The following is a 24,238-nucleotide window of genomic DNA, read 5'->3' on the forward strand; positions in this document are numbered from 1 at the left end:
AGGGGTAATGCAGCATGACCAGCACCGCAAGCGATATCAAACCGTTCAACCGTCTGCTATTGACCGGCGCCGCCGGCGGCCTGGGCAAGGTCCTGCGCGAAAGCCTGCAGCCGTGTGCCAAGGTCATTCGGCTGTCGGACATCGCTGACATTGCCCCGGCCACCTCTGAGCGCGAAGAAGTCCAAGTGTGCGACCTCTCCGACAAGCAGGCCGTGCATCACCTGGTCGAAGGCGTAGATGCGATCGTGCACTTTGGCGGCGTGTCGGTGGAACGGCCTTTCGAGGAAATCCTGGGCGCCAACATCAGTGGCGTGTTCCACATCTATGAAGCGGCGCGGCGCCACGGCGTCAAGCGGGTGATATTCGCCAGCTCCAACCACGTGATCGGCTTTTACAAACAGGACCAGCGCATCGATGCCCAGGCACCGCGCCGGCCTGACAGCTACTACGGTTTGTCCAAGTCTTATGGCGAGGACATGGCCTCCTTCTACTTCGATCGCTACGGCATCGAGACCGTGAGCATCCGCATCGGCTCCTCGTTCCCGGAGCCGCAAAACCGTCGCATGCTGGCCTCGTGGCTGAGCTTTGGCGACCTGACGCAACTGATCGAAAAAGCGCTGTTCACCCCTGACGTGGGTCATACCATCGTCTACGGCGCCTCCAACAACACCACCACTTGGTGGGACAACCGCTACGCCGCACACCTGGGCTACCACCCGGCCGACAGCTCCGAGCCGTTCCGAGCCAAGGTCGAGGCGCAACCCGCCGTGCCCGCCGATGACCCTTCGATGGTTTACCAGGGCGGCGCTTTCGTGGCCTCCGGGCCTTTTGGCGACTGATTGCAGGGAGCATGCATGACTGCTGAACTGATCCTCGACGCACAAAACGGCACCGGCGAAAGCCCGGTGTGGGTCCCCAGCGAACAAGCGCTGTATTGGGTGGACATCCCCGGCAAGGCCCTGCATCGCTGGGACACGCTGAACCAGCAACACAGTGCTTGGGCCACCGCGCAAATGCCCGCCTGCATCGCCCGCAATCCGCACGGCAACTGGATCGCCGGCATGGAGGACGGCGTCTACCAACTGGTGTTGAACGCCGATGGCAGTGTCACCAGCACCCTGCTCAGCCGCGTGGAGCATGCCCTGCCGGGCATGCGCTTCAACGACGGCCGCTGCGACCGCCAAGGTCGCTTCTGGGCCGGTACCATGGTCATGGACATGGCGCAAAACCGCGACGCAGGCGTCCTGTATCGCTACAGCGGCGGCCACCTGAGCGAGCAGTTCGCAGGCTTCACCACCCCCAATGGCCTGGCGTTCAGCCCGGACGGGGCGACGATGTACCTGTCCGACTCGCACCCCAGCGTGCAACGCATCTGGGCATTTGACTACGACACTGCCAGCGGCACGCCCCACAACCGCCGCCTGTTCGTGGACATGAACGCGTACCCCGGCCGCCCCGATGGCGCAGCAATGGACAGCGACGGTTGCTATTGGATCTGCGGCAACGACGCCGGCTTGATCCACCGCTTCACGCCCGAAGGCAAGTTGGACCGCTCCGTGGCCGTGCCGGTGAAAAAGCCCGCGATGTGCGCGTTTGGTGGGCGTGAGTTGGACACCCTGTACGTGACCTCGATTCGGCCGGGCGGGGATGTGAGCGATCAGCCGTTGGCGGGGGGGGTGTTTGCGATTGATGTTGGGGTCAGGGGGGTGGTGGAGTCGCAGTGGCAGGGGTGAGGTTTGAGATTCAATCATGGCCGTTACCGGCTGTGCGCGCGGCTTGACTCAAGACTCAAGTGTCGCTGAGACCGGCCGCGCGGGCGGCCGGTCTCAGCAGCACTTGAATCCCAAGCCAAGCCCTACCCCTCCCCAACATGAAACTTCCTAAACCCACCCCCGCACGCTTCGTCTTGCATAAGGCCAATCCCTAACAGAGAACCCCTATGCTGCGCTTAGCCATTACCCTCGCCGCCCTCGCCCTGTCTGGCGCTGCCTGGTCTGCCGAACCCTGCTCGGTCGACATCCATGGCACCGACCAGATGACCTACGACCTGAAAACCATCAACGTGCCCGCCAGTTGCAAGACCTTCACCGTCAACCTGCAAGCCAGCACCCTGCCCAAGAACGTGATGGGGCATAACTGGGTATTGGCCAAGAAGGACGACATGAAAGGCGTGATCGATGACGGCGCCAAGGCCGGTGAGGCCAATGACTATGTGCAGCCGGGCGACAGCCGCGTGCTGGCGCATACTCACCTGATTGAGCTGGGCAACAAAGATTCGGTCACCTTCGATACCTCGAAGTTGCAGGCCGGTGTTGCCTACCAATTCTTCTGCTCCTTCCCGTTCCACGCCACCATGATGAAAGGCGCGCTGACCTTCGGCGGCTGATCGCGGAAAAAGGCGGTGAGCCCTATGCTCACCGCCCTCCTTGCTTTACTTCAGCTGCAGTACTTCACCCTCGCCGTCTGCCTTGATCTGCTCGGGCGTGAAGGGCAGTGGGCGCCATTGCTGCGCCGAGAACAACAGGGTCTGATCCTTGAAGTGTTTGGAGGCCGGGTCGCTGGACTGCGACATGGCCAACAACCCCTGGGCCACCGGCCCGTGGTCGTCGAAGCGCACCAATTGGATGTAGCTGCTGCCACCGTCGACAGCCAGGCGTACGCCATCATGCTGGGTGGTAATCGCGTTGTAGATACCCAGCTTACCGTCACCACCGGGAATGGCGATTCGGTCCGCGCCACGGCGCACGGTTTGCAACTGGCCCCAGCGGGTGCCCGGCTCAAGGTTGGCGAGACGCGCACTGGCATCGGCCAAGGCCTTGTGCAGGCGCTGGGCAACCTCCGGGCGGTCCCAGGCAATGCCGCTGGGCGTATGCAGCGCATCCTTGGCGGAAAACGGCACGCGCCAACTGTCGCCGCCGGCTTGCAGCGCCGCCACGGCCAACTGGAAGTACAGCGGCGCCAGGCCACTGTCGACTTGCGCCTGCCGATCCCAGCCGCTCAATGCCGTACAGGCCGGTTGCACGGCCTTGTCTGCCTGGGCTTTACAGAAGGCGAGCACGTCATCCAATACCAGGTCCGCCATATACACATGATTGCCGGTCACAAGGCCTGCCAGAAACGCCGGCGTAATCGGCTTGCTGCCCCACTGCTGCAACTGGCTCAGGGCAAAGCGTGCACGCAGGCCCAATGGCCGGTCGCTGCGGCTGATCAAGGGCGAGAAACCCGTGAGCGGCGCAGCCGGCTGGGTCAACCAGGCGCTGTCGTTGGAGTTCTGCAGCACATCGTCACGCTGCAATTGCGGCAAGTGCTTGGCCGCAACGATACCGGCCTGCCGGGCGCCTTCGTCCGGCTGCCAGTTGCACGCCGAGCGGCTGCCATCCAGCCCCGGCAAGCCCGCCTTGACCAAGGCCGGGTCAGCGCACTGGGCCAGTTGCGCCAAGGGAATGTTGGGCACTACCGAGGCGTTCATGTACAAGGCCTTGCCGCTGTCATCCACCGCCAGGGTGTTGACCCACGGAATACCCTGGTGCGCGGCGACTGCCTGCTGCAACTCGCTGACGTTGCGCGCGCGGTTCATGGCGTCCCATTGCGCCAAAATGCGATCGTTGCCCAGGTTAGCGTCTTGCAGGGCATAGGCTTGCTTGGCGTCCCAAGGCATCAAGCCCGGCAGCACCACCAGCGGGCCAAAGCGCGACTCGTATACCTCATGGCTGACCGGGGTCAATGTGCCGTCGGCCTCGCGCACACGCACCTCGATATGGCGCGTGCGCAAGGGCTCGCTGCGCCCGTCCACCACGTAGCGCTTGGCGTCCTGGGGGTCCAGTTGCAAATGGTGCAGGGTGAAATGCGCCGACTGATCCACCGTGTGGGTCCAGGCCAGGTGCTGATTGAAACCGATGTTCACCAGCGGCAGGCCCGGCAAGGCGGCGCCCATCACGTCCAATTGCCCCGGCACGGTCAGGTGCATCTGGTAAAAGCGCAGGCCACCGGTCCAGGGGAAGTGCGGGTTGGCCAGCAAGAGGCCCTTGCCGTTTTCGCTGCGCGCGCCGCCCACCGCAATGGCATTACTGCCGCGGGTCTGGGCAAAGGCCTGCAACTGCGCCAGCGATTGGGCTGCGCTGGCAGGGGCTGCAGCGGCAGTCGGCGCCGCCGCGGGTGGGGTTGCGCCCACCAGGGCCTTGGTGAAACGGCCGATGCCGCCTTCCACCAGCAAACGCCGCGTCAGGCGCACCACATCTTCAGCCACCAAAGGCCGCAACCAACCGGCGTTGCGGCACAGTTCGGGCTGCTGGCTGGCCGGGGTTTGCGCCAGGTAACGGTTGAACCCCGCCACATACCCGCCGATGCGTTGCTGCATCCCCGGCGGCTGCGCGCGCCAGAAGGCTTGCACCTGCTCGTCACTGTTGAGCCACTTGAAGAAAATATCCGAGGTCAGGTTGTCCAGCCCCACCGAAGAATGCCCAACGCGGCCAAGCACTTGCGAGCGCTGCCCGTTGACCGTCAGGACTTCATCGGCCAGCAGGCACAGGTTGTCCCGCGCATAGGCGTAGCCGATGCCGTAGCCCAGGCCCGCATCATCGCTGGCCTGCACATGGGGCACGCCCAGTGAAGACCAACTGATGCTGGCCCGGGGGGCCAATTCGGCGGCATGGGCCGAGCCTGCGGCCACACAAAAAACGGCCCACGCTAATGGTTGCAGGAAATACGAATGCACAGACGCTCCTAGATGGCGACCCTGAGAATGGCTGATCAGAAGACGCGTGGAGCGCGCGCAAATTTAGCCTGCTGCGATACGAACGCGAAGATTTTTCCCGCACTCAAAAACGACCATTCATACACGGGCCGTACCCCGCCATTGCGCCTTTTCCTGCCCCACGACAGCGCAAAACGCACCAAAGAGCAGCGCAAAAAAATTATAGATAGAACAAATTCTCATTTGACAATGATAAGCAACAACCCTAATGTCGTCGCCGTTACGTAAGGACACACTTTTCTGTCAACCTTGCCCGCGCAGGTACCACCATGCAGGATTCAGGCACCACAGACCTCTCGCTCAATGGATTCCCTTCACTGCTGCAAACGCTGATTACCAACCGCCCGGGCCTGATCAAGACCGCGGCGCGGATCACCGGCTGCCATAGCCGCGCCGAAGACGTGGTTCAGGATGCGTACCTCAGGGTTTCCGGCATGAAGGCCGACACGCTGCCCTTCAACGCCCGGCTCAACTATGTGTTCCGCATTGTGCGCAACCTGGCCATCGACCATTACCGCAAGCAATCGATGGAGCAGCGTTACTTCGTCAGCGACGAGCAGAACCTGAACGCGGCGCCCCAGGTGTCCAATCCGGAGTCGATCAATGTGGACCGTCAGACGCTGGGCAAGGTGGATCGCGCATTGGCACAACTGCCCGAGCGCACCCGCTATGCATTCGTGATGTACCGCGTGCACGGCAAACCGCAGAAAGACATTGCCGCCGAATTAGGCGTATCACCGACCCTGGTGAACTTCATGATTCGCGACGCCTTGGTGCACTGCAAAAACTTCGTGGCAACCACTCAGAACGCCTGAGCTTTCGTAGGATGTCCACCCGGGTGGACATCGACCCTCCCCCGCCCCACCCAAAAGCACGTGCGCGGCCATAGGCTCGTGGCAATCTGCCGCTATGCTGAGCAGGCTTTAACTGTATAATTATTGTTCGGGTCGCTATAACAGGGCCGAGTGTTTCGAGAGTACAGATCAGCCAGCCGGTAGACCGCCATGCTCAGCCCCCCTGCTTCAGATCCATCCAATGACCGCGTAAGCGATGAGGCGGCCAACTGGTGCATGCGTGTCAATGAGCCTGACTTCACCGAGCAAGAGCGCGATCAGCTCCACCGTTGGCTGAGCAGCGACCCGGCGCACCAGCGCGAGTACGACGCCATGCTGGAAATCTGGACCATCAGCGAATTCCTGCCCGCCGACGCCCCCGCGCACATCGCACCCGCGCCTGCGCCACGTCGTACCTACAAGCGCCCCCTGATGGCTGCCGCTGCATTGGTACTGGCGTTACCGCTGGCCGGGCTGCTGGGTTGGCAGCTCAACCTGATCCCCGACAGCTACCAGCGTTTCGAAAGTGGCTCAAGCGTGCGCGACATCACCCTGGCCGACGGCTCCCACGTGCAGATGAACCTGGGCAGCCAGTTGTCGTTCGCCAATTTCAAAGACCGGCGCAGCGTGACCCTGGGCAAGGGCGAAGCCTATTTCGAGGTACAGCACGATGCCAGCCATCCGTTCCTGGTGAACGCCGGCAAGGGCCAGGTGCGCGTGACGGGCACGCACTTCAACGTATGGACCTACGAGGATCAGGTCGTGGTGACCCTGACCCAGGGCTCAGTACAGGTCATGGGCAACCGCAACCAGCCTGACCAACTGGCGTATCTGTCACCGGGTATGCAAGCCCGCTATGACGCACGCAGCCTGGTACCCGACGTCAGCGCCGCGTCAGCCAACGAGGTACTGGCCTGGCGGGATGGGAAACTGATCCTGGATGACATCCCGTTGAGCGAGGCGCTGCCGCAGATCAACCGCTACCTGGACAAGCCCATACACCTGGGCGACCGCGCCACGAACCAACTGCGCATCGGCGGGATCTACAACACCCGCAATATCAGCGGCCTGGTTCAGGCCCTGCCCAAGGTGTTGCCGGTTTACCTGAGCCGCAATGACGAGGGTGAAACGGTGATCAGCAGCAAGCCGCGCTACGTCAAATAGGCTCTACGCGATCAGGATTCGGCCCACTGGCGCATGCGCAGGCGGCAATGCTTCATGGCATTGACGATGTGTTTTTCGACCATGGGCTTGGAAATATTCAAGCGCTCCGCTATTTCCGGGTGCGACAGGCCTTCGAGCTTGCGTAGCAGGAAACTTTGGCGGCACGCGTCACCCAGCTCATCCAATGCCCGCACCAGCAAATCCAGACGCTCGTCGTGCACCGATGGGGCATGGTCTGGCGCCACGAAAAAACGTTCGTCGGTTTCCAGTACGTCCAGTGACTCGGCTCGGCGTATGGCGCCCCGTCGATGGTCATCAATCACCAGGTTCATCGCGGTGCGGTAAAGAAACGCCCGCGGCTGGCTGATGTGCGCCTGGTCGCGCCGCTCCAGCACCCGCACGTAGGCATCATGCGCGATGTCTTCGGCAGCATGCCGGCTACCGATGCGCGCACTGAGGTACCCCACCAGCTCTCGGTAATAGTGCTCGAGCAGGACACCTGTGGATGACATCGAGAGCGCTTTCCTAGTAGTTCGATGGGAGTGAACGCGCATGCAGGCCAATTAATAGCACTGACGCGGCGCTAAATTATAATAATTCTCATAAACTTTAAATAGACGGTTACATATTCGCTGGCAATGCGCTGCGTCGCGCCCCTAAATTCCGCCACTTGCCCCTCGTCTTATCGGCAGTTTCCCACGCTGTCGCCTGTTGGCAGCGGCCCCCTTACTGGCCGGAACCCTGCATGACTTCTAGAAGCCTTACCCGCCGTGCTGTAACCATTGTGTTGTGCCTGTTACCCGTGGCCGCATGGGCTGCCTGGCAATTGATGCCCACCGACGCCAGCCAACAACCCTTCGTGCGGGTGACGCGCGGCACCATTGAGTCCAGCGTCACCGCGCTCGGCACCCTGCAACCGCGCCAGTACGTGGACGTTGGCGCCCAGGCCTCGGGGCAAATCCGCACGTTGCACGTGGAGGTGGGCGACACCGTCAAGCAAGGCCAGCTGTTAGTGGAGATCGACCCTTCCACCCAACAGGCGCAACTGGACGCCGAACGCTACGCCATCGAGACGCTCAAGGCCCAGGTCAAGGAGCAGCGCGCCGAACACCTGCTGGCCCAACAGCAACTGCGCCGCCAGCAGCGCATGGCGGTCGACGGTGCCACCCGTGAAGAAGACGTGCAAACCGCCCAGGCCAAGGTACAGACCACCCAGGCGCGCATCGACATGTACCAGGCGCAGATCCTCCAGGCCCAGGCCAGCCTGCGCAGCGCCGAAGCTGAACTGGGCTACACGCGTATATACGCGCCCATCAGCGGCACGGTGGTTGCGGTGGACGCCCGCCAGGGCCAGACCCTCAACGCCCAGCAACGCACGCCGCTGATCCTGCGCATCGCCAAACTGTCGCCGATGACCGTGTGGGCCGAGGTATCGGAAGCCGACATCGGCCAGGTCAAGGCCGACATGCAGGCCTACTTCACCACATTGAGCGGCGGCGGCAGGCGTTGGACCAGCACCGTGCGGCAGATCCTGCCCATCCCGCCCAAGCCCCTGGACCAGATCAGCCAGGGCGGTGGCAGCCCGGTTGCCGCCGGCGGTAGCGGTAGCGGGGGCAGCGGCACCGGCCGCGTGGTGCTGTACACGGTATTGCTGGACGTGGACAACGATGACAATGCTTTGATGGCCGACATGACCGCCCAAGTGTTTTTCGTGGCCGGCAGTGCCCACGACGTCCTCACCGCCCCCATCGCTGCGCTGCAAGGCCAGGCCAATGCAGACGGCCAGCAAACGGCCCGGGTACTGGCCGACAATGGTGAGGTGCAGCAACGCCAGGTGCGCACGGGGCTTAGCGATCGCCTGCGCACCCAGATTCTGGAAGGGCTGCGCGAAGGCGACAAGTTGCTGATCAGCCCTGCCGGCAACGGGGGTTGAATGAATACGCCCCTGATTGAACTGTGCGGCATCCGCAAATCCTACGGTGGCGGCGATAGCCCGCAGGTCGATGTATTGCGCGGCATCGACCTGGCCATCCATGCCGGTGAGTTCATCGCCATCGTCGGTGCCTCAGGCTCCGGCAAGTCGACCCTGATGAACATCCTCGGCTGCCTGGACCGCCCCAGCGCCGGGTATTACCGCTTCGCCGGCTTGGATGTCGCCGAGCTCAACGATGACGAATTGGCCTGGTTGCGCCGCGAAGCGTTCGGCTTCGTGTTCCAGGGCTACCACTTGATCCCCTCGGCCTCGGCCCAGGAGAACGTGGAGATGCCGGCCATCTACGCCGGCACCCAAGCTTCGGCCCGGGCTGAACGCGCCCGCGCCCTGCTGCAACGCCTGGGCCTGGGCGAACGGACCGGCAACCGGCCCCGCCAGCTTTCCGGCGGCCAGCAGCAACGCGTCTCCATCGCCCGTGCGCTGATGAACGGCGGCCATATCATCCTGGCCGACGAGCCCACTGGCGCCCTGGACAGCCACAGCGGCACCGAGGTGATGAGCCTGCTCGACGAGTTAGCCCAGCAAGGGCACGTGGTGATCTTGATCACCCACGATCGCGACGTGGCGGCGCGCGCCCAGCGCATTATCGAGGTGCGCGATGGCGAGGTGATCAGCGACAGCGCCGCCGGCCAACCAGCGCCGGCGCCCCGCCCGGGCGCCTTGCACGCCGACGAACTGCGCCAGCGCCTGGGCCTGGCTAATCAGGAACACAGTCCTTGGCTGGGCGAAACCCGTGATGCGCTGCAAGCGGCCTGGCGGGTGATGTGGGCCAACCGCATGCGCACCGGCCTGACGCTGCTGGGGATCATTATCGGCGTGGCCTCGGTGGTGGTGATGCTGGCCGTGGGCGAAGGCAGCAAGCGCCAAGTGATGGCCCAGATGGGCGCCTTCGGCTCCAATATCATCTACCTCAACGGCGCGCCCCCCAGCCCCAGGGCGCCGCCGGGCGATATCCGCCTCAGTGAAGTGCAGGCCTTGGCGCAACTGCCGCAGGTCAAGACCATCATGGCCGCCATTACCCTCAAGGCCCAGGTGCGCTACGGCAACCGCGACATGGCCTCCACCATCGGTGGCTACAGCCCGGTGTTCCCGACGTTGCTGAACTGGCCCGTCACCGAGGGCAGTTTTTTCAATGACACCGACATGGCCACCGGCGCGGCCGTTGCCGTGATCGGCTCAGAGGTACGTAAAAAACTGTTTGCCGACGGCCAAGACCCCATCGGCCAATACATCCTGGTAGAAAACGTGCCCTTCCAGGTCATCGGCGTGCTGGCCAGCAAAGGCTCCAGCGGCGCCAACCAGAAAAACGACCTGCGCATCGCCATCCCTTATTCGGCGGCACGCATTCGCCTGTCTGGTACCGAATTCCCGGAGTATGTGATTATCGGCGCCGCCGACAGCACCCTGGTGCATGAGGCCGAACAGGCGATCCGCAACCTGATGCTGCAACTGCACAACGGCGTGCATGACTTCGAGATCGATAACAGCGCGGCGATGATCCAGGCCGAGGCGCACACCCGTAACGGGCTGTCGTTGATGCTCGGCGCCATCGCCGCCATCTCTCTGCTGGTGGGCGGCATTGGGGTGATGAACGTGATGCTGATGACCGTCCGCGAACGCACCCGCGAGATCGGCATCCGGATCGCCACCGGGGCGCGCCAGCGCGACATTTTGCGCCAGTTCCTCACCGAAGCGGTGGTGCTGTCGCTGGTCGGCGGCCTGATGGGCGTGGGCCTGGCGCTGTTGATTGGCGTTGCGCTGAACCTGGCCAAGGTCGCCGTGGCGTTTTCAGCCCTGGCGATTGTCGGCGCCTTTGCCTGCTCGGTCGCCACCGGGGTGATCTTCGGTTTCATGCCGGCCCGCAAGGCCGCAGCCCTCGACCCCGTCGCCGCGCTAACCAGTGAATAATCATGACTAAAGCACCCTATGCCCTCATCCCGCTGCTGGCACTGCTCGGCGCCTGCAGCCACACCCCTGTCCCGCTGGGCAGCGACATCGTGCCGCCGGCTGCCTGGCAAACCCCTGCCACCGGTAGCGCCCAGTACGTTCAATGGTGGAACAGCTTCAACAGCCCGCAACTGGCACGCCTGATCGAACAGGCGCGCCTGGGCAGCTACGACCTCAAGGCCGCCATGGCCCGGGTGCGCCAGGCCCGGGCCGACGTGCGCATCGCCGGTGCCAGCCTGCTGCCCAGCCTCAACGCCAGCGCCGACGCCTATCGCCAGCGCCTGCTCCGGGGCCAAGGCTACAGCGAGCAGGACACCTCCAGCAGCCAGCGCACCTACCATTACTTCGACACGGCCCTGACCGCCAGCTACGAAGTGGACTTCTGGGGTGGCAATGCCGCCGCCCGCGACAGTGCGCGCTACAGCCTGCAAGCCACCAGCCTAGATCGCGACACCCTGGAGCTGAGCCTGTTGGGCAGTGTGGCCGACAGCTACCTGGGCGCCCTGGCCGCCAGTGAACAGGCACGCATCGCCGAACTCAACCTGGCCAACGCCGACAAGATCCTCGGCGTGGTGCGCAGCCGCTACCAGGCAGGCTCGGCCACCGCCCTGGAGCTGGCCCAACAACAAAGCCTGGTGGCCGGCCAGCAACGCCAGGTGCCGTTGTTCCAGCAACAGGCCCGGGATGCGCGGATCACCCTGGCCACCCTGCTGGGCCAGCCGGTGCAAAACCTCACGTTGGCCGATCAGCCCTTCGACCAATTGGCCGGCCCGCGCATCGACGCCGGCATCCCCAGCCAACTGCTCACCCGCCGCCCCGACATCGCCGGCGCCGAGGCACGCCTGGCTGCGGCCCAAGCCGACGTCAGCGTGGCCCGCGCCGCGCTGTTCCCTAAACTGAGCCTGACCGCAAGCCTGGCCACCGGCGACTCGCAAGCCGTCGACCTGCTGCGCAACCCGGTCTTGAACCTCGGCGCCGGGTTGACCGCGCCCATCTTCAACAACGGCTCGCTGCGCGCCGGGCGTGACAAAGCCATCGCCCGCCAGGACGAGCTACTGGAAAATTACCGGGGCATTTTGCTCACCAGTTTCAGCGAAGTGGAAAAAGCCTTGAACAGCGTCGACGGTCTTGACCGCCAGGCCCGTTGGCAAAGCGAAGAACTGGCTCAGGCGCAGCGTGCTTTCGACCTGGCCGAGAGCCGCTACCGGGCAGGTGCCGAAGACCTGCTCAGCGTGCTGGAAGCCCAACGCAGTTTATTCACCGCACAGGCCGAGCGGGTGCAACTGCGCAAAGAGCGCCTGCAGGCCAGCGTGGCCTTGTACAAAGCCTTGGGCGGCGGCTGGAACACCCCGGGAGCGGTCATCAGCCAGCGCTGAAACATCTGCTTTCAAAGTGGTTTGCGGGTTTTTGGCTTCTGGTTCGTCTTTCAAAGAGTAGGTGCCGTGAGGCCAATCCACTTTTGAAAGTATGCGCTCATGTCTAAAAAATCCCGCGCCAAGCTCTGGTTCCTGGTCCACAGCTGGCTCGCCCTGCCCATTTGGGTGTTCGTGCTGATCGTGTGCTTCACCGGCACCCTGGCGGTGGTCAGCCAGGAAATCATCTGGCTGGCGCAACCGGAAGTGCGCGCCAGCAAACCCTCGGCCGATGCCCGGCTGCTGGACTTTGACGAGGTGCTGGCCACCGTTCGCCAGCAACGCCCCGACGTGTACATCCGCTCGGTCAGCCGCCCGGATGAAGACCACTTCGCCCTCAACGTCAACATCGGCAAGCCCGATGGCAGCACCACGCGCCTGTACGTGAACCCCTACACCGGCCACATCCAGGGCCAAAGCGCGACGTTCGACTTCCGCCAGTTCACCCGCGCATTGCATGGCTGGTGGCTGATCCCCTTTACCAATGGCTACTCCTGGGGCTGGTACCTGGTGTCCTTCCTCGGGTTGCCGATGCTGGCGTCATTGGTCACGGGGCTGGTGGTGTACAAGCGCTTCTGGAAGGGCTTTTTCAAGGCGCCGCGGCTGCGCCATGGCGCACGAATCTTCTGGGGCGACCTGCACCGGCTCAGCGGGGTCTGGTCGATCTGGTTCATCGCAGTCATCTCGATCACCGGCACCTGGTTTTTGATCGAGGCGGTGCTGCATGACAACCATATCGAAATCTCCGCCCACCACGAGCCGACGATCCTCGCCCGTGACGCCGTGCCCCACGGTCTGCCCGCCGATGCCGTGCAGCGCGTGCCCATCGAGCAGGCCATCCAGGCGATGAAAACGCGCGTACCGACCCTTGAAGCCACCTTCATCGACCTGCCCGGCAACGCTTACGACGTGCTCACCGTGGGCGGCCGCAGCGGCTACCCGCTGATCTTCCAGACCGCCGAGATGAACCCCTACACCGGCCAAGTGATGGCCACCGAACTGATCGGCGACTTGCCGACACTGGACCTGGTCACCGAATCAATGCGCCCGTTGCACACCGGCGACTTCGGTGGCCTCTGGATCAAGTTGATCTGGTTCTTCTTCGGCCTGGTACTCACCCTGATGGTGTTCAGCGGCCTGCTGATCTGGACCAAACGCACGGCCATGGCCTCCGTCGCCGCCCTCAAGCGCAAACCCAAGGCCGCCCTGGCCCACCTAGCCACTACCGAGCAGGCCCAGCCATGAGCCAGACCCACGCAGCCCCCCCCTCGCCCCTGCGCCGCGCCTGGCTGAAGTGGCGGTTCCACCTGAACGCCTTGCTGATACTGGTGCCACTGGGCTTCATGCCGCAGTACTTCAAGGACGTGGCGTTTTTCCGTGGCGAAAGCGGCTTGGGCAAACACCTGGTCGGTGAGGTGCAGGTAGGGCCCTGGTCACTGACCCTGGCAGACTTTCGCAACTTGCCGCCGGAGTTCGAAGGTGACGAGGGCTACCTGACCACCTTCAAGGCAGCACTGTGCAGCGCGTGTATCGAGCCGATCAAGGCCACGTTCCTGCGCGTGGGCGAGCCCGCTAGCCTGTTGGACGCCGGAGTTGCCCTGGCAGGCTCGCCTTATGGCCAAACGGCCGAAGTGCCGATCCCGGACACCGCCAAGGCCGATGACGACTTGTGGATCACCATGGAAGGCTGGGATGGCAGCGTGCATTCGGCCCACCTGCCCTTGCGCCAGGCCGCGCCGGCCACCGCCGCATGGCTGGAGCGGATGATGCCGCGCACATCTGTAGGAGCGGATTGATCCGCGAAAATGCCGACGCCGTTCATCAGGCAGACCGCAGCGCCTACAAGCCATCGCGCCGCGGACCTGCCGCCAGGTGCCGGCCATACCAGGGCCTGCGCGGTACCCGGCCGGCCAGTTTGTCGGCTTCCTGCTCGGGGCTGAAAATCACCTGCAACGCCAGCTTCATCGTCTCGATGTCGAGCTTGCCGCCCCCGCCATTGCCCAGCCCCCACGCGCCGCAACCTTCGCGCGAAGGCCCCAGCCACGGCTCGGCCACGCACACCCAACGCCCCGGCGCAAACCAGGGAATGCCATTGACCATGCGCGGCTTCACTTCACCGGGGTGCGCCTGCTGGTGGGCCAGGTACCAGTCGTTGAGACGGTCGTCGATCCAGCCATGAAACGCCCAGAACACCGGGTTCACGTGGGACGAAAACGGGTCACCGAGAAAGTCATTGCCTTCGCCAAACCAGCGCTCGGCAAAATCGTAATTGCGCCGCGCGTACAGCATGGGGTACCCCGAATCCGGGTCACGCGCCAAGGCCGCCCAGCGCATGTGCAGCCAGTCGTGGATGCCCAGTTCAATACGCGAGCCCAGCTCACCCAGGCACAAGGTGCTGAGGTATTGCGGGTCGTGCAGTTGGGCTTCCCATAACTGGAAGTTGGCGTACAGGCCCGCGTTACTTTTGACGTAGTACAGCCATTGGCTAAAGCTGGCATCACCACTCACCTGCCAACTGGGCGGCACGCTATAGCCGCTGCGGTTTTCGACATAGTCGGCGAAGGCTTGCACACCCTGGCCAATAAACGGCCGTGGTGCCGGCATGCACGGCCAAGAGCGCAAGTCCTGGACTTTACGCACCCCGTGCAGCATGTGCCGGTGCATGAACAGAAAGTCTTCGCCGGAGCCATTGCGGTGGCGATCATGGCCTCGCGCATTGCGCTCGTTTCCCAAGGGCCCGGCTTGCCAGCCCAACGCCCTGACCATCTGCTTGCGCGACTCGTCGATGCGGTGCCAACGGTCGCGGGTGGCATGCCACAGCTGGTGGTAGTAACGCCGCTGTGGCGAGATCAGGTCCTCGTGCAGAGCCGCGACATAAGGCAGGCGCTCGCGCGCCTGAACAAACGGCCGACGGCTGGCCACAAACCGCGCCTGTGGCCCGGAGTAGCCCGGTTGGGTACCGGCCACGCAGACTCGACCACTGAGGGTTGCCCCGCCGCCACCCTCACTCCACACGCCCCAGATCTCATCCAGCACGGCTTCGCAATCGTAAGCTTGCCCATTGGGCGCCACCATCTTCCAGCGCAGGTTGGGCAAATGCTCGGCCGCCAGCGTCCCATACACCTGCAGGCCATTGTCAGCATAGGGTGGCAGGCCCAAGTAGCCGCGCACGGCGCGTGCGCCCTGCCCCACATCAAGCAGTAACTCCAGTGGCCGGGCCAATTCAGCCAATGCCGGGTGGTCGTCTACCAGGCGCCAATCCCAGATCCCGACCAGGCGCTCACCCAGCAAGGCATTGGGCAGGTCGTCGACCGGCACCGCAGGTTCATCGCTGTTCAGTTCCGCCTGCTGTGCCTGTTCCCATTTTTGCCAAGCGTAATACCCGGTCGGCAACGCTACACCTGCGGCCACCAGGCCACCCAGGATCTTTCGACGTGACACCTTCATCCACTGTACTCATGACGTGACTACTGCTGCAAAAACGAACGGTTGCGGGGGCGATTTAGAGCGTTTGTAAATTCTCTTGAACCCAGCTCGTTTCACCCAACAGGTTCGAACGGCATGGGGCCGTCGTACAGCGGGTCGAATAACGCAATGACGAAACAGCCTCCTTTATCGCGCAAGTGGCCATATGCACTGGCCCTCCTGGTTCTGCTACTGATCGTCGCCGCAACGGCGTGGTGGTACTGGGTGTACCGCGAAGCACACCCCTACAGCCGCGATATCGAACAACGTGCCAACGCACTGCAAGAGCGCATCCTGGCTTTGGATGCACACCTGGATGTGCCCTTGAACTATGGCAGCGAAGGCCGCGAACCCAACCGCGACGGCCCTACCCAATTCGACCTGGTCAAGGCCGGCAAAGGCCGCTTGAAGGGCGCATCGATTGCCATCTGGTCGTGGCCCGAATTCTGGAGCGGCCCTCACTGGCCGCACCGCCCCACGGCCGGCTTCGACGCGGCCATGGCCAACGAACTGGAAGTGCGTTACCGCATCATCACCAGCATCGCCAAGGACTTCCCCGATCAGGCCGGCATCGCCTACACCCCCGCCGACTTTCGCCGCCTGGCCAGCGAAGGCAAATTCGCCATCGTGATCAGCATGCTCAACGCCGCCCCCCTGGGCGACGATGTCGACAAACTCGACCTGTGGGCCGCACGCGGCATGCGGGTGTTCGGCCCAGGCTACGTGGGCAACAACAGTTGGGTCGACTCGGCCCGGCCGTTGCCCTTCCTCGGTGACTCGGTAGACCCACTGGGGGGCCTTTCGGACCTTGGCCGCCGCGCCGTGGCCAAACTCAACGACCTGGGCGTGCTGATCGACGTATCGCAAATGTCCAGCCAGGCACTGACCCAAGTCACCCACCTGAGCCGCGCTCCGGTCATGGCCTCGCACACCGGCGTGCAGGGCATGATGGACATCCGCCGCAACCTCAGCGACGCGGATCTGGCCAACATCAAGGCCACCAACGGCCTGGTCAACATCGTCGCCTACTCCAAATACCTCAAGCCGTTCTCACGGCCCACCATCGAGAAAATGAACGCGCTGCGCGCCCGCTACAACCTGCCCGACGTGCAAAACCAAACCCAGATGGGCACCACCACTGACCCGGTGTTCTCAATCTGGTCCGAGAAAAAATTCGGCGAATTCCTGACCCCCTTCTACGACATCCTGCGTGAAGAGCCCGAAGCCACCCTGGCCGATTACGTCGACTCCATCGACTACACCGTGAAAAAAATCGGCATCGACCACGTCGGCATCAGCTCGGACTTCAACGACGGCGGCGGCCTGATCGGCTGGCAGAACGTGGGCCAGAACCGCAACGTCACCGCTGAGCTGATGGTGCGCGGCTACTCCGACGAAGACATCGCCAAGCTCTGGGGCGGCAATTTCCTGCGCGTGTGGGAAGCCGCCCAACAGGCCGCCAAGCCGGCCCCCTCCCAAACCCCGAAAGGACAACCATGAAACGCTTGACCTCACTGCTTGCCTTAGGCTACCTCTCGCTGTCATTCGACGCCTTGGCCGCCGACCCGACCACCCCCGGCAAAGTGTTCAGCGACTGCAAGAAAGACTGCCCGGAAATGGTGGTGCTGCCCGCCGGCAGTTTCGTGATGGGCACGCCCGATGACGAAGTGGGCAAGCAGGACGACGAAGGCCCACTGCACACCGTAACCTTCGAACACCCCTTCGCCATCAGCCGCTTCCACATCACCGCCGAGCAATGGCAGCGCTATGCCAAGCAAACCCATACGGTGCTGCCCGACGGCGACCGGCGCCCCGGCCGCCAGTGCCAGAACGGCAAGCCCAGCTACCCGCAAGGCCCGCGCCAACCGGCGGTGTGCATGAACTGGGACGAGGTGCACGGCTACATCGACTGGCTGGCGAAAAAAACCGGCCAGCCGTACCGCATGCTCAGCGAATCGGAACGTGAATACGCCGCCCGCGCCGGTTCCACCGGGCCGTTCCCGTTCCCCTTCGACAAAGAGGGCGAGTACTCGATCACCCAGCACGCCAACGGCTACGGCCCCAAGGACGGCTACACCTACACCGCCCCAGTGGGCAGCTTCCCGCCCAACGCCTTTGGCGTGTACGACATGCACGGCAACGTCTACGAATGGCTGGCCGACTGCTGGCACACCGACTACGTGGGCGCGCCCACCGACGGCAGCGCCTGGACCACCGGCGGCACCTGCACCCACCGGCAGATCCGTGGCAACGACTACATCGAGCCGGCGATTTTCTCGCGCTCCGGCAACCGCAACGAGCGTGAACCGGCCGTGCGAGGCGATTGGTTGAGCTTTCGCGTGGCCCGCAACCTCAACGGTACCGACAAGGACTGAACCCTCACGGAGAACCACCATGACCGCTTTCAGCCGACGCAGCTTCGTCACCGCCGCCACCCTGGCCGGCATCGCCCCCGCCCTACCCGCCTGGGCCGCGCAGGCCGCCGCGCCTAACGGCGTAGACCCCATCTTTGGCGATGACATCATCCGCCTGGACTACAACGAAAGCTCCTATGGCCCCACTACCTCGGCGGTCAAGGCCCTGGAACTGGGCGCCCGGCAAAGTGGCCGTTATTACTACGAACAACAGGTGCGCCTGATCGAGCTATTTGCCCGGCAGAACCAGGTGCCCAGCGACCACGTGGCGGTTTTTTGTGGCTCGCGATCACCGTTGCAATACGGGCTGGCGCGCTATGCCGGCCAACGCGGCGTGGTCACCGCCGCCCCCACCTACGATTCGGTGGCCAACGGTGCCGGCGCCCTGGGGGCCGCCGTACATGAGGTAGCGCTCGACGCGCATCACGCCCACGACGTACGCGCCATGCTGGCGGCCGACGCCCAGGCCGGGGTGATGTACTTGTGCAACCCCAACAACCCGACCGGCACCCTGACCCCACGCGCCGACATCGAACACCTGGTTACCCACAAGCCTGGCGGGTGCCTGGCGATCATCGACGAAGCCTACATTCACTTCAGCGATGCCCCGCATTGCCTGGACCTGGCGGTGCGGCACGACGACGTAATGGTGCTGCGCACGTTTTCCAAGCTCTACGGCATGGCCGGCGCGCGGCTGGGCTTTGCCATCGCCAAACCCGCCCTGCTCAAAGACCTGCAACGCCTCAACGGCTACAACTTCGTCTCGGTGGCCGCAGCCCTGGGCGGCATCGCCAGCCTTGAGCAGGCAGACCTTGTGGCCGAGCGCAAAGCCACCAACCGGCGCATTCTGCACGACACCACCGAGCGCTTGCGCAAGGCTGGCTACCGCTGCACCGACGCCCAGGCCAACTGCTTCATGGTGGCCTTGGGGCGCCCGGCCGAGCCGGTCATACAGGCCCTGGCGCAACGCAAAGTGCAGGTGGGGCGCGTGTTCGACGCCTGGCCCGACTGGATGCGCGTGACCGTGGGCACGCCTTTGCAGATGCAGGCATTCCTGGAGGCATTCATGCAGGTGATGCACGGCTAAATCCCGGCGTCCCTCCTTCGTTTCAACTCTACATTCCCAGCACCACGGAAAGGCAGAGATGAATGATCGAACCCGCCTGATACCGGCCCTGGCCAGCCTCGCACCCCAGCGCCAATTCCAGGTATCGCTCACGCCGCACACCCTTGTAGTGACCGAAGCAGGCAACGCCTTGCTGGAACTGACGTTGCAGCCGGGCAGCCAACCGGACACGCTGCTGGGAGCCATTCACCCGGTGGAGGCCTGCACCGAGCAACACGCGCTGCTGGCCGCCTGTGAGGGTGCATTCAGCCACTACCCAGGCCTTCAGACGCTCACCTTCAGCGCCAAGCCTTCGCCAGCCCTGGCCAGCCTGGTGGCCAGCGGCCTGCTCAACCCGGCGGGCCCGCAGCTTTACCGCTGCACCGCCCAGGCACTGTGGCAGGCGCCCGAGCCGTGGTTGCCAAAAACATCTTTTGCCCCGCCCGCACAGCAGTACCAAGTGACCGACGGCAAGCGCCACCCCGCGCGCTCTGCCGCGCAATCGAGCGTGGTGTACCGAAGGTTCGTGCCTTGGGTGGGGCAAACCCTGACGTTCGAGCTGGCCGACGCCGACCGTGACCTGGCCCACTTCAACCGCTGGATGAATACCCCCCGCGTGGCGCACTTCTGGGAAGAGCAAGGCAGCCTGGCGCAGCATAACGCCTACCTGCAAAAACAGCTGGCCGCCCCCCACGTGCTGCCGCTGATCGGTCGTTTCGATGGCCAGGCCTTCGGTTACTTCGAGGTGTACTGGGCCAAGGAAGACCGCATCGCGCCTTTCTACGACGCCCAGGACTACGACCGCGGCCTGCACCTGCTGGTCGGGGAAGAAGCGTTCCGTGGCCAGGCCTTCTACACCGCCTGGTTCTCCTCGATGTGCCATTACCTGTTCCTGGACGACGCCCGCACCCAGCGCATCGTCTGCGAACCGCGCCACGACAACCAGCGCCAGATCGCCAACTTCGACCGTTCAGGCTTTGCCAAGCTCAAGCACTTCGACTTTCCACACAAGCGCGCCTTGCTGGTGATGCTGACGCGCGAACGCTTTTTTTCCGACCGCCTCTATCAGCCCTTGGGCAACCCAACTTTCCAGGAGTCAGCGACATGAACACGAATCTGCATGATGTCATCGGCGTGGGTTTCGGCCCCTCCAACCTTGCCCTGGCCATTGCCCTGCAAGAGCTTGCGCAAGACAGCGGCAAGGCCCTGAACGCAATCTTCCTGGACAAGCAGGAGCACTACCGCTGGCACGGCGACACGCTGTCGTCGCAAAGCGAACTGCAGATCTCCTTCCTCAAGGACCTGGTGTCGCTGCGCAACCCCACCAGCCCCTACAGCTTCGTCAACTACCTCAAACAGCACGGGCGCCTGGTGGACTTCATTAACCTGGGCACGTTTTACCCCTCGCGCCTGGAGTACAACGACTACCTGGGCTGGGTCGCCGGGCAGTTTACCGACCAGGCGTTCTATGGCGAAGAGGCCGTGCGCATCGAGCCCGAGCTGAGCAACGGCGCCATCCACCACCTAAAACTGGTTTCCCGCAGCCCGCAAGGCCAGGAGCGCGTGCGGCGAACCCGCTCGGTGGTGATCAGCACCGGCGGCACCCCACGCATTCCCGACATCTTCACCGCGCTCAAGGGCGATGGCCGGGTGTTCCACCACTCGCGCTACCTCAGCGCCATGAAAACCCTGGCCTGCACCCAAGGCAAGCCGATGCGCATCGCCATCATCGGCTCCGGGCAAAGCGCCGCCGAAGCCTTCATCGACCTGAACGACACTTTCCCGTCGGTCAAGGTCGAGATGATCCTGCGCAGCTCTGCCCTCAAGCCTGCCGACGACAGCCCTTTCGTCAACGAAATCTTCGCCCCCGACTACACCGACCTCGTGTTCCAACAGGTGCCGGCAGACCGCGAAAAACTGATCCGCGAGTACCACAACACCAACTACTCGGTGGTAGACCCCAACCTGATCGAACGCATCTACGGCATGCTCTACCGCCAGAAGATCACCCGCCAACCGCGCCATGCCGTGCTGTGTCGCCAGCAAGTGGAGGCCGCCGTGGCCACCGAACACGGCATCGAACTGACCCTGCGCGACCTGGCCACCCAACAGCAGCTGACCCACCGCTACGACGCGATCATCCTGGCCACCGGCTACGAGCGCCGCAGCCACCAGAACCTGCTGGCACCGCTGGCACCCTACCTGCAGGGCCTGGAGGTAGACCGTAACTACCGCGCCCTGGCCTCGGCCGAACTGCAGGCGCCGGTGTTCCTGCAAGGCTTCTGCGAGGCCACCCATGGGCTCAGTGACACGCTGCTGTCGGTGCTGCCGATGCGCAGCGAAGAGATCGGCCGCACGCTGTACCAGGCCTTGAACCTCACCGACAGCCACCGTGAAACCAAGGTCTGCGCCCTCGCCAGCGCCTGATGCCGAAACAAGGAACGCACCATGTCACAGCAACCTAAAAGCGCGCTGCGGGAGTTGTTCGTCCTGCTGCGCCCGTTCAAGTACACCGTGATGAGCTCCATTCTTTTGGGCGTGATCGGTGGCTTGAGCATTACCATCCTGCTGGCCACCATCAATCGCTCGCTGCACGCCCAGGCCGGCCTGGGCCAGGGCGTGGTCTGGCTGTTTGCCGGGCTGTGCGTGGTGGCGTTGGCCAGCTCGATCCTGTCCGACATCGGCACCAACCGAGTCGGCCAATACATCATCGCGGCATTGCGCAAAGAGCTGGGTGAAAAGGTATTGTCGGCGCCCATCGAGCAGATCGAACGCTACCGCAGCCATCGGCTGATCCCGGTACTGACCCATGACGTGGATACCATCAGTGACTTTGCCTTTGCCTTCGCGCCCCTGGCCATTTCGCTGACCGTAACCCTGGGTTGCCTGGGCTACCTGGCCATGCTGTCGTGGCCGATGTTCCTGCTGATGCTGGTGGCCATCGCCCTGGGCACCGGCGCCCAGTACCTCGCCCGGGCCAAGGGCATCAAGGGTTTCCTGGCCGCACGGGAGGCCGAGGACGAACTGCAAAAGCACTACAACGCTATCGCCGGCGGCGCCAAGGAACTGCGCATCCACCGGCCACGTCGCCAGCGCATGTTCAGCCGCCATATCCAAGGCACCGCCGACCGCATTCGCGACACCCAAATTCGCTCGATCAACACCTTCGTCGTCGCCAAGACATTCGGTTCCATGCTGTTTTTTGTGGTGATAGGCCTGGCCTTGGTGTTGCAATCCCTGTGGCCTGCCGCAGACGCTTCGGTGATGAGTGGCTTCGTGCTGGTGCTGCTGTACATGAAAGGGCCGCTGGAACACCTGGTGGGCACGCTGCCTATCGTCAGCCGCGCGCAGATCGCCTTCCGCCGGATCGCCGAGCTGTCCGAACAGTTTTCCTCGCCCGAGCCACACCTGCTGCTCGAAGACCGCAAGAGCCAACTGACGACCCTGCAGGCCCTGGAGCTGCGCGAGGTGCGCTACGCGTTCCCGCCCGTGCAAGGCAGTGCGCCATTTGTACTGGGCCCGGTGAACCTGCGGATCAACCAGGGCGACATCGTATTCATCGTCGGCGAGAACGGTTGTGGCAAGACCACCCTGATCAAGCTGCTGCTAGGGCTGTATGCACCGCAACAGGGCGAGATACGCATCGACGACCAGGCCATCAATGCGCAGAACCGGGATGACTATCGCCAACTCTTCACCACGATCTTCGCCGATTACTACCTGTTCGACGACCCCGCCATGGGTTCGCAACACGTGCCCGAAAGTGCCGAAACCTACCTCAAGCGCCTGGAGATAGCCCACAAGGTCAGTATCCGCGACGGCGTGTTCACCACCACCGACCTGTCCACCGGGCAACGCAAGCGCCTGGCACTGATCAATGCATGGCTGGAAGAACGCCCGGTGTTGGTGTTCGATGAGTGGGCAGCCGACCAGGACCCGACCTTCCGGCGCGTGTTCTATACCGAGTTGCTGCCAGAGCTTAAAAAACTGGGCAAGACGATCATCGTCATCAGCCATGACGACCGCTACTTCGATGCCGCCGACCAGTTGGTGCGCATGGAGGCCGGCCAGGTGCTCGTCAGCGAGCCCTGCCTGGCCTGAGCCCCAGGCGCCAGCAGCCTTGCGCTGCTGGCGTTACTTTCATACTTGGCGCTGCAACCACTGGGCGACCGCGCGATACAAGCCATCGACCCCGTCGATCACCCCGGACATCCGTAAAAAGTCGTGGGTCAAGCCTTGCTCAACCCGCAACTCGACCGCCGTACCGCCACGCTGCAAACATTGCGCATAGGCCAGGCCTTCATCGTGCAGCGGGTCGTACTGCGCCACGCTGACATAGGCGGGCGCCAACGCCCCTGCCGGCTTGGACAACAGTGGCGATACCCGCCAATCGTGCTTCTGCTCCTCGCGCTCCAGATAGTGCCGGTAGAACCAATCCATGGTTTCACTCTCCAGCAGGTAGCCCTCGCCAAACGCCTGGGCCGAACCGTAACGCACCGAGGCGTCCGCTACCGGGTAGAACAACAACTGCGCCACGGGTTTGAAGGCAGACGGTGGGTGTGGTTGTGCGGCGGCTAGCGCCAGCAAAGTCGCCAGGGTGGCCCCGGCACTGTCCCCGGCCAGCACGATGCGGTCAGCGGCCAAGCCCAAGGCCCCGGCCTGCGCCATCAAGTAATCGGCGCTGTCCTGGGCGTCGTGCAACGCCGTTGGGAAGCGATACTCGGGCGCCAGCCGATAGGCCGGCGCCAGCACTGCATGGCCGGTTGCCAGGGCCAGGCGGCGGCACACCCTGTCATGGGAGTCCAGGCTGCCCACCACGTAACCGCCACCGTGAAAATAGAGGATCACCGGGCAGCCCTCCAGGGCACTCCGGGGCGCGCGATAGAGCCTGGCCGGCAGCCGCGCACCATCGCGGGTCGGAACCTGCAACGGCGTGACCGTGATGTTCTGCGGAGGGTCGGGATCCAGTACCTGAGCGCTGAGCTCGAACTCCCGACGGGCCTGTTCGACACTCAGTTCATGCATGGGCAAAATTTTCCCGGTCGCTCGGCCAAACTCGACCAATTCCAGGAATGCAGCCAGATCAGGGTGCAACGACATATCAAATTTCCCCGAAAAAAAAGCCAGTCCAATAGCAACTGGCTTTGCGTTT

General features: G+C 63.7%; 20 protein-coding genes. 16 read left to right on the forward strand and 4 right to left on the reverse strand.

Annotated features, from left to right (window positions below; all coding sequences use genetic code 11):
- Positions 1-14: 14 nt before the first annotated feature.
- The 3 genes from L9B60_RS02725 (at position 15) to azu (ending at position 2,386) form a co-directional block, all read left to right on the forward strand.
- A complete protein-coding gene (locus L9B60_RS02725) occupies positions 15-839 on the forward strand; it encodes an NAD-dependent epimerase/dehydratase family protein (protein WP_249675964.1) in 825 nt (274 codons plus the stop codon).
- Positions 840-854: 15 nt separating this feature from the next.
- Positions 855-1,733, forward strand: a complete 879-nt coding sequence (locus tag L9B60_RS02730; protein ID WP_249675967.1) for an SMP-30/gluconolactonase/LRE family protein — start codon at positions 855-857, stop codon at positions 1,731-1,733.
- A 206-nt stretch (positions 1,734-1,939) separates the two neighbouring features.
- The gene (gene azu, locus L9B60_RS02735; RefSeq protein WP_249675968.1) at positions 1,940-2,386 is read left to right on the forward strand and encodes an azurin; all 447 of its coding nucleotides are present in this window, start codon (positions 1,940-1,942) and stop codon (positions 2,384-2,386) included.
- Positions 2,387-2,431: 45 nt separating this feature from the next.
- On the opposite strand, the gene pvdQ is transcribed toward azu, so the two are convergent.
- A complete protein-coding gene (gene pvdQ, locus L9B60_RS02740) occupies positions 2,432-4,669 on the reverse strand; it encodes a bifunctional acylase PvdQ (protein ID WP_249675970.1) in 2,238 nt (745 codons plus the stop codon).
- Positions 4,670-5,022: 353 nt separating this feature from the next.
- Between pvdQ and L9B60_RS02745 the strand changes: the two genes are divergently transcribed.
- Together L9B60_RS02745 and L9B60_RS02750 are read left to right on the forward strand one after the other, a co-directional pair.
- Positions 5,023-5,568 carry an RNA polymerase factor sigma-70 gene (locus tag L9B60_RS02745; protein WP_249675972.1) on the forward strand — a complete coding sequence of 182 codons (546 nt, stop codon included), beginning with the start codon at positions 5,023-5,025 and terminating at the stop codon, positions 5,566-5,568.
- Positions 5,569-5,757: 189 nt separating this feature from the next.
- Complete coding sequence (locus L9B60_RS02750; RefSeq protein ID WP_249675973.1) at positions 5,758-6,750, forward strand: FecR family protein; 993 nt, start codon at positions 5,758-5,760, stop codon at positions 6,748-6,750.
- Between the two features lie 11 nt (positions 6,751-6,761).
- Here L9B60_RS02750 and L9B60_RS02755 read toward each other — a convergent pair whose 3' ends face one another.
- Positions 6,762-7,262: a sigma-70 family RNA polymerase sigma factor gene (locus L9B60_RS02755; RefSeq protein WP_249675975.1), complete on the reverse strand. Its 501-nt coding sequence runs from the start codon at positions 7,260-7,262 to the stop codon at positions 6,762-6,764.
- Between the two features lie 233 nt (positions 7,263-7,495).
- Here L9B60_RS02755 and L9B60_RS02760 point away from each other — a divergent pair, with 233 nt between their 5' ends.
- The 5 genes from L9B60_RS02760 to L9B60_RS02780 all read left to right on the forward strand — a co-directional run bounded on the left by L9B60_RS02760 (position 7,496) and on the right by L9B60_RS02780 (position 13,898).
- On the forward strand, positions 7,496-8,683 hold the full coding sequence (locus L9B60_RS02760; protein ID WP_249675978.1) for an efflux RND transporter periplasmic adaptor subunit: 1,188 nt from the start codon (positions 7,496-7,498) through the stop codon (positions 8,681-8,683).
- A complete protein-coding gene (locus L9B60_RS02765; protein WP_249675980.1) occupies positions 8,684-10,651 on the forward strand; it encodes a MacB family efflux pump subunit in 1,968 nt (655 codons plus the stop codon).
- A 2-nt stretch (positions 10,652-10,653) separates the two neighbouring features.
- A complete protein-coding gene (locus L9B60_RS02770; protein WP_249675982.1) occupies positions 10,654-12,066 on the forward strand; it encodes an efflux transporter outer membrane subunit in 1,413 nt (470 codons plus the stop codon).
- 99 nt (positions 12,067-12,165) lie between these two features.
- Positions 12,166-13,347: a PepSY-associated TM helix domain-containing protein gene (locus tag L9B60_RS02775; protein ID WP_249675987.1), complete on the forward strand. Its 1,182-nt coding sequence runs from the start codon at positions 12,166-12,168 to the stop codon at positions 13,345-13,347.
- On the forward strand, positions 13,344-13,898 hold the full coding sequence (locus L9B60_RS02780) for a PA2404 family protein (protein ID WP_249675989.1): 555 nt from the start codon (positions 13,344-13,346) through the stop codon (positions 13,896-13,898). Before L9B60_RS02775 ends, L9B60_RS02780 begins: the two co-directional genes overlap by 4 nt.
- A gap of 43 nt (positions 13,899-13,941) precedes the next feature.
- Here the strand turns inward: L9B60_RS02780 and pvdP are convergent, their stop codons facing one another.
- Positions 13,942-15,549: a pyoverdine maturation tyrosinase PvdP gene (gene pvdP, locus L9B60_RS02785; RefSeq protein WP_249675992.1), complete on the reverse strand. Its 1,608-nt coding sequence runs from the start codon at positions 15,547-15,549 to the stop codon at positions 13,942-13,944.
- A 147-nt stretch (positions 15,550-15,696) separates the two neighbouring features.
- Here pvdP and L9B60_RS02790 point away from each other — a divergent pair, with 147 nt between their 5' ends.
- Genes L9B60_RS02790 through L9B60_RS02815 form a run of 6 tightly spaced genes read left to right on the forward strand, consistent with a single transcriptional unit; the run spans position 15,697 to position 23,187 of the window.
- Positions 15,697-17,067, forward strand: a complete 1,371-nt coding sequence (locus L9B60_RS02790; protein ID WP_249675993.1) for a dipeptidase — start codon at positions 15,697-15,699, stop codon at positions 17,065-17,067.
- Positions 17,064-17,942 (forward strand): dihydropyoverdine dehydrogenase, encoded by an 879-nt coding sequence (pvdO, locus tag L9B60_RS02795; protein WP_249675995.1) that lies wholly within the window; start codon positions 17,064-17,066, stop codon positions 17,940-17,942. Before L9B60_RS02790 ends, pvdO begins: the two co-directional genes overlap by 4 nt.
- Before the next feature lie 19 nt (positions 17,943-17,961).
- Positions 17,962-19,068, forward strand: a complete 1,107-nt coding sequence (gene ptaA, locus L9B60_RS02800; protein ID WP_249675997.1) for a pyoverdine biosynthesis transaminase PtaA — start codon at positions 17,962-17,964, stop codon at positions 19,066-19,068.
- 58 nt (positions 19,069-19,126) lie between these two features.
- Positions 19,127-20,194: a GNAT family N-acetyltransferase gene (locus L9B60_RS02805; RefSeq protein WP_249675999.1), complete on the forward strand. Its 1,068-nt coding sequence runs from the start codon at positions 19,127-19,129 to the stop codon at positions 20,192-20,194.
- A complete protein-coding gene (locus L9B60_RS02810; protein ID WP_249676001.1) occupies positions 20,191-21,513 on the forward strand; it encodes a lysine N(6)-hydroxylase/L-ornithine N(5)-oxygenase family protein in 1,323 nt (440 codons plus the stop codon). Before L9B60_RS02805 ends, L9B60_RS02810 begins: the two co-directional genes overlap by 4 nt.
- Positions 21,514-21,534: 21 nt before the next feature.
- Positions 21,535-23,187: a cyclic peptide export ABC transporter gene (locus tag L9B60_RS02815; RefSeq protein WP_249676004.1), complete on the forward strand. Its 1,653-nt coding sequence runs from the start codon at positions 21,535-21,537 to the stop codon at positions 23,185-23,187.
- A 39-nt stretch (positions 23,188-23,226) separates the two neighbouring features.
- Here the strand turns inward: L9B60_RS02815 and L9B60_RS02820 are convergent, their stop codons facing one another.
- Positions 23,227-24,186, reverse strand: a complete 960-nt coding sequence (locus L9B60_RS02820) for an alpha/beta hydrolase (RefSeq protein WP_249676006.1) — start codon at positions 24,184-24,186, stop codon at positions 23,227-23,229.
- Positions 24,187-24,238 lie beyond the last annotated feature (52 nt).

Source organism: Pseudomonas abieticivorans (assembly GCF_023509015.1).
GTDB classification, from domain to species: Bacteria; Pseudomonadota; Gammaproteobacteria; order Pseudomonadales; family Pseudomonadaceae; genus Aquipseudomonas; species Aquipseudomonas abieticivorans.

Excerpts from the sequence above, each read along its gene's own strand:
- L9B60_RS02725 (WP_249675964.1), top strand. The coding sequence starts at position 15 with ATGACCAGCACCGCAAGCGATATCAAACCGTTCAACCGTCTGCTATTG.
- L9B60_RS02730 (WP_249675967.1), top strand. The coding sequence starts at position 855 with ATGACTGCTGAACTGATCCTCGACGCACAAAACGGCACCGGCGAAAGC.
- azu (WP_249675968.1), top strand. The coding sequence starts at position 1,940 with ATGCTGCGCTTAGCCATTACCCTCGCCGCCCTCGCCCTGTCTGGCGCT.
- L9B60_RS02745 (WP_249675972.1), top strand. The coding sequence starts at position 5,023 with ATGCAGGATTCAGGCACCACAGACCTCTCGCTCAATGGATTCCCTTCA.
- L9B60_RS02750 (WP_249675973.1), top strand. The coding sequence starts at position 5,758 with ATGCTCAGCCCCCCTGCTTCAGATCCATCCAATGACCGCGTAAGCGAT.
- L9B60_RS02755 (WP_249675975.1), bottom strand. The coding sequence starts at position 7,262 with ATGTCATCCACAGGTGTCCTGCTCGAGCACTATTACCGAGAGCTGGTG.
- L9B60_RS02760 (WP_249675978.1), top strand. The coding sequence starts at position 7,496 with ATGACTTCTAGAAGCCTTACCCGCCGTGCTGTAACCATTGTGTTGTGC.
- L9B60_RS02765 (WP_249675980.1), top strand. The coding sequence starts at position 8,684 with ATGAATACGCCCCTGATTGAACTGTGCGGCATCCGCAAATCCTACGGT.
- L9B60_RS02770 (WP_249675982.1), top strand. The coding sequence starts at position 10,654 with ATGACTAAAGCACCCTATGCCCTCATCCCGCTGCTGGCACTGCTCGGC.
- L9B60_RS02775 (WP_249675987.1), top strand. The coding sequence starts at position 12,166 with ATGTCTAAAAAATCCCGCGCCAAGCTCTGGTTCCTGGTCCACAGCTGG.
- L9B60_RS02780 (WP_249675989.1), top strand. The coding sequence starts at position 13,344 with ATGAGCCAGACCCACGCAGCCCCCCCCTCGCCCCTGCGCCGCGCCTGG.
- pvdP (WP_249675992.1), bottom strand. The coding sequence starts at position 15,549 with ATGAAGGTGTCACGTCGAAAGATCCTGGGTGGCCTGGTGGCCGCAGGT.
- L9B60_RS02790 (WP_249675993.1), top strand. The coding sequence starts at position 15,697 with ATGACGAAACAGCCTCCTTTATCGCGCAAGTGGCCATATGCACTGGCC.
- pvdO (WP_249675995.1), top strand. The coding sequence starts at position 17,064 with ATGAAACGCTTGACCTCACTGCTTGCCTTAGGCTACCTCTCGCTGTCA.
- ptaA (WP_249675997.1), top strand. The coding sequence starts at position 17,962 with ATGACCGCTTTCAGCCGACGCAGCTTCGTCACCGCCGCCACCCTGGCC.
- L9B60_RS02805 (WP_249675999.1), top strand. The coding sequence starts at position 19,127 with ATGAATGATCGAACCCGCCTGATACCGGCCCTGGCCAGCCTCGCACCC.
- L9B60_RS02810 (WP_249676001.1), top strand. The coding sequence starts at position 20,191 with ATGAACACGAATCTGCATGATGTCATCGGCGTGGGTTTCGGCCCCTCC.
- L9B60_RS02815 (WP_249676004.1), top strand. The coding sequence starts at position 21,535 with ATGTCACAGCAACCTAAAAGCGCGCTGCGGGAGTTGTTCGTCCTGCTG.
- L9B60_RS02820 (WP_249676006.1), bottom strand. The coding sequence starts at position 24,186 with ATGTCGTTGCACCCTGATCTGGCTGCATTCCTGGAATTGGTCGAGTTT.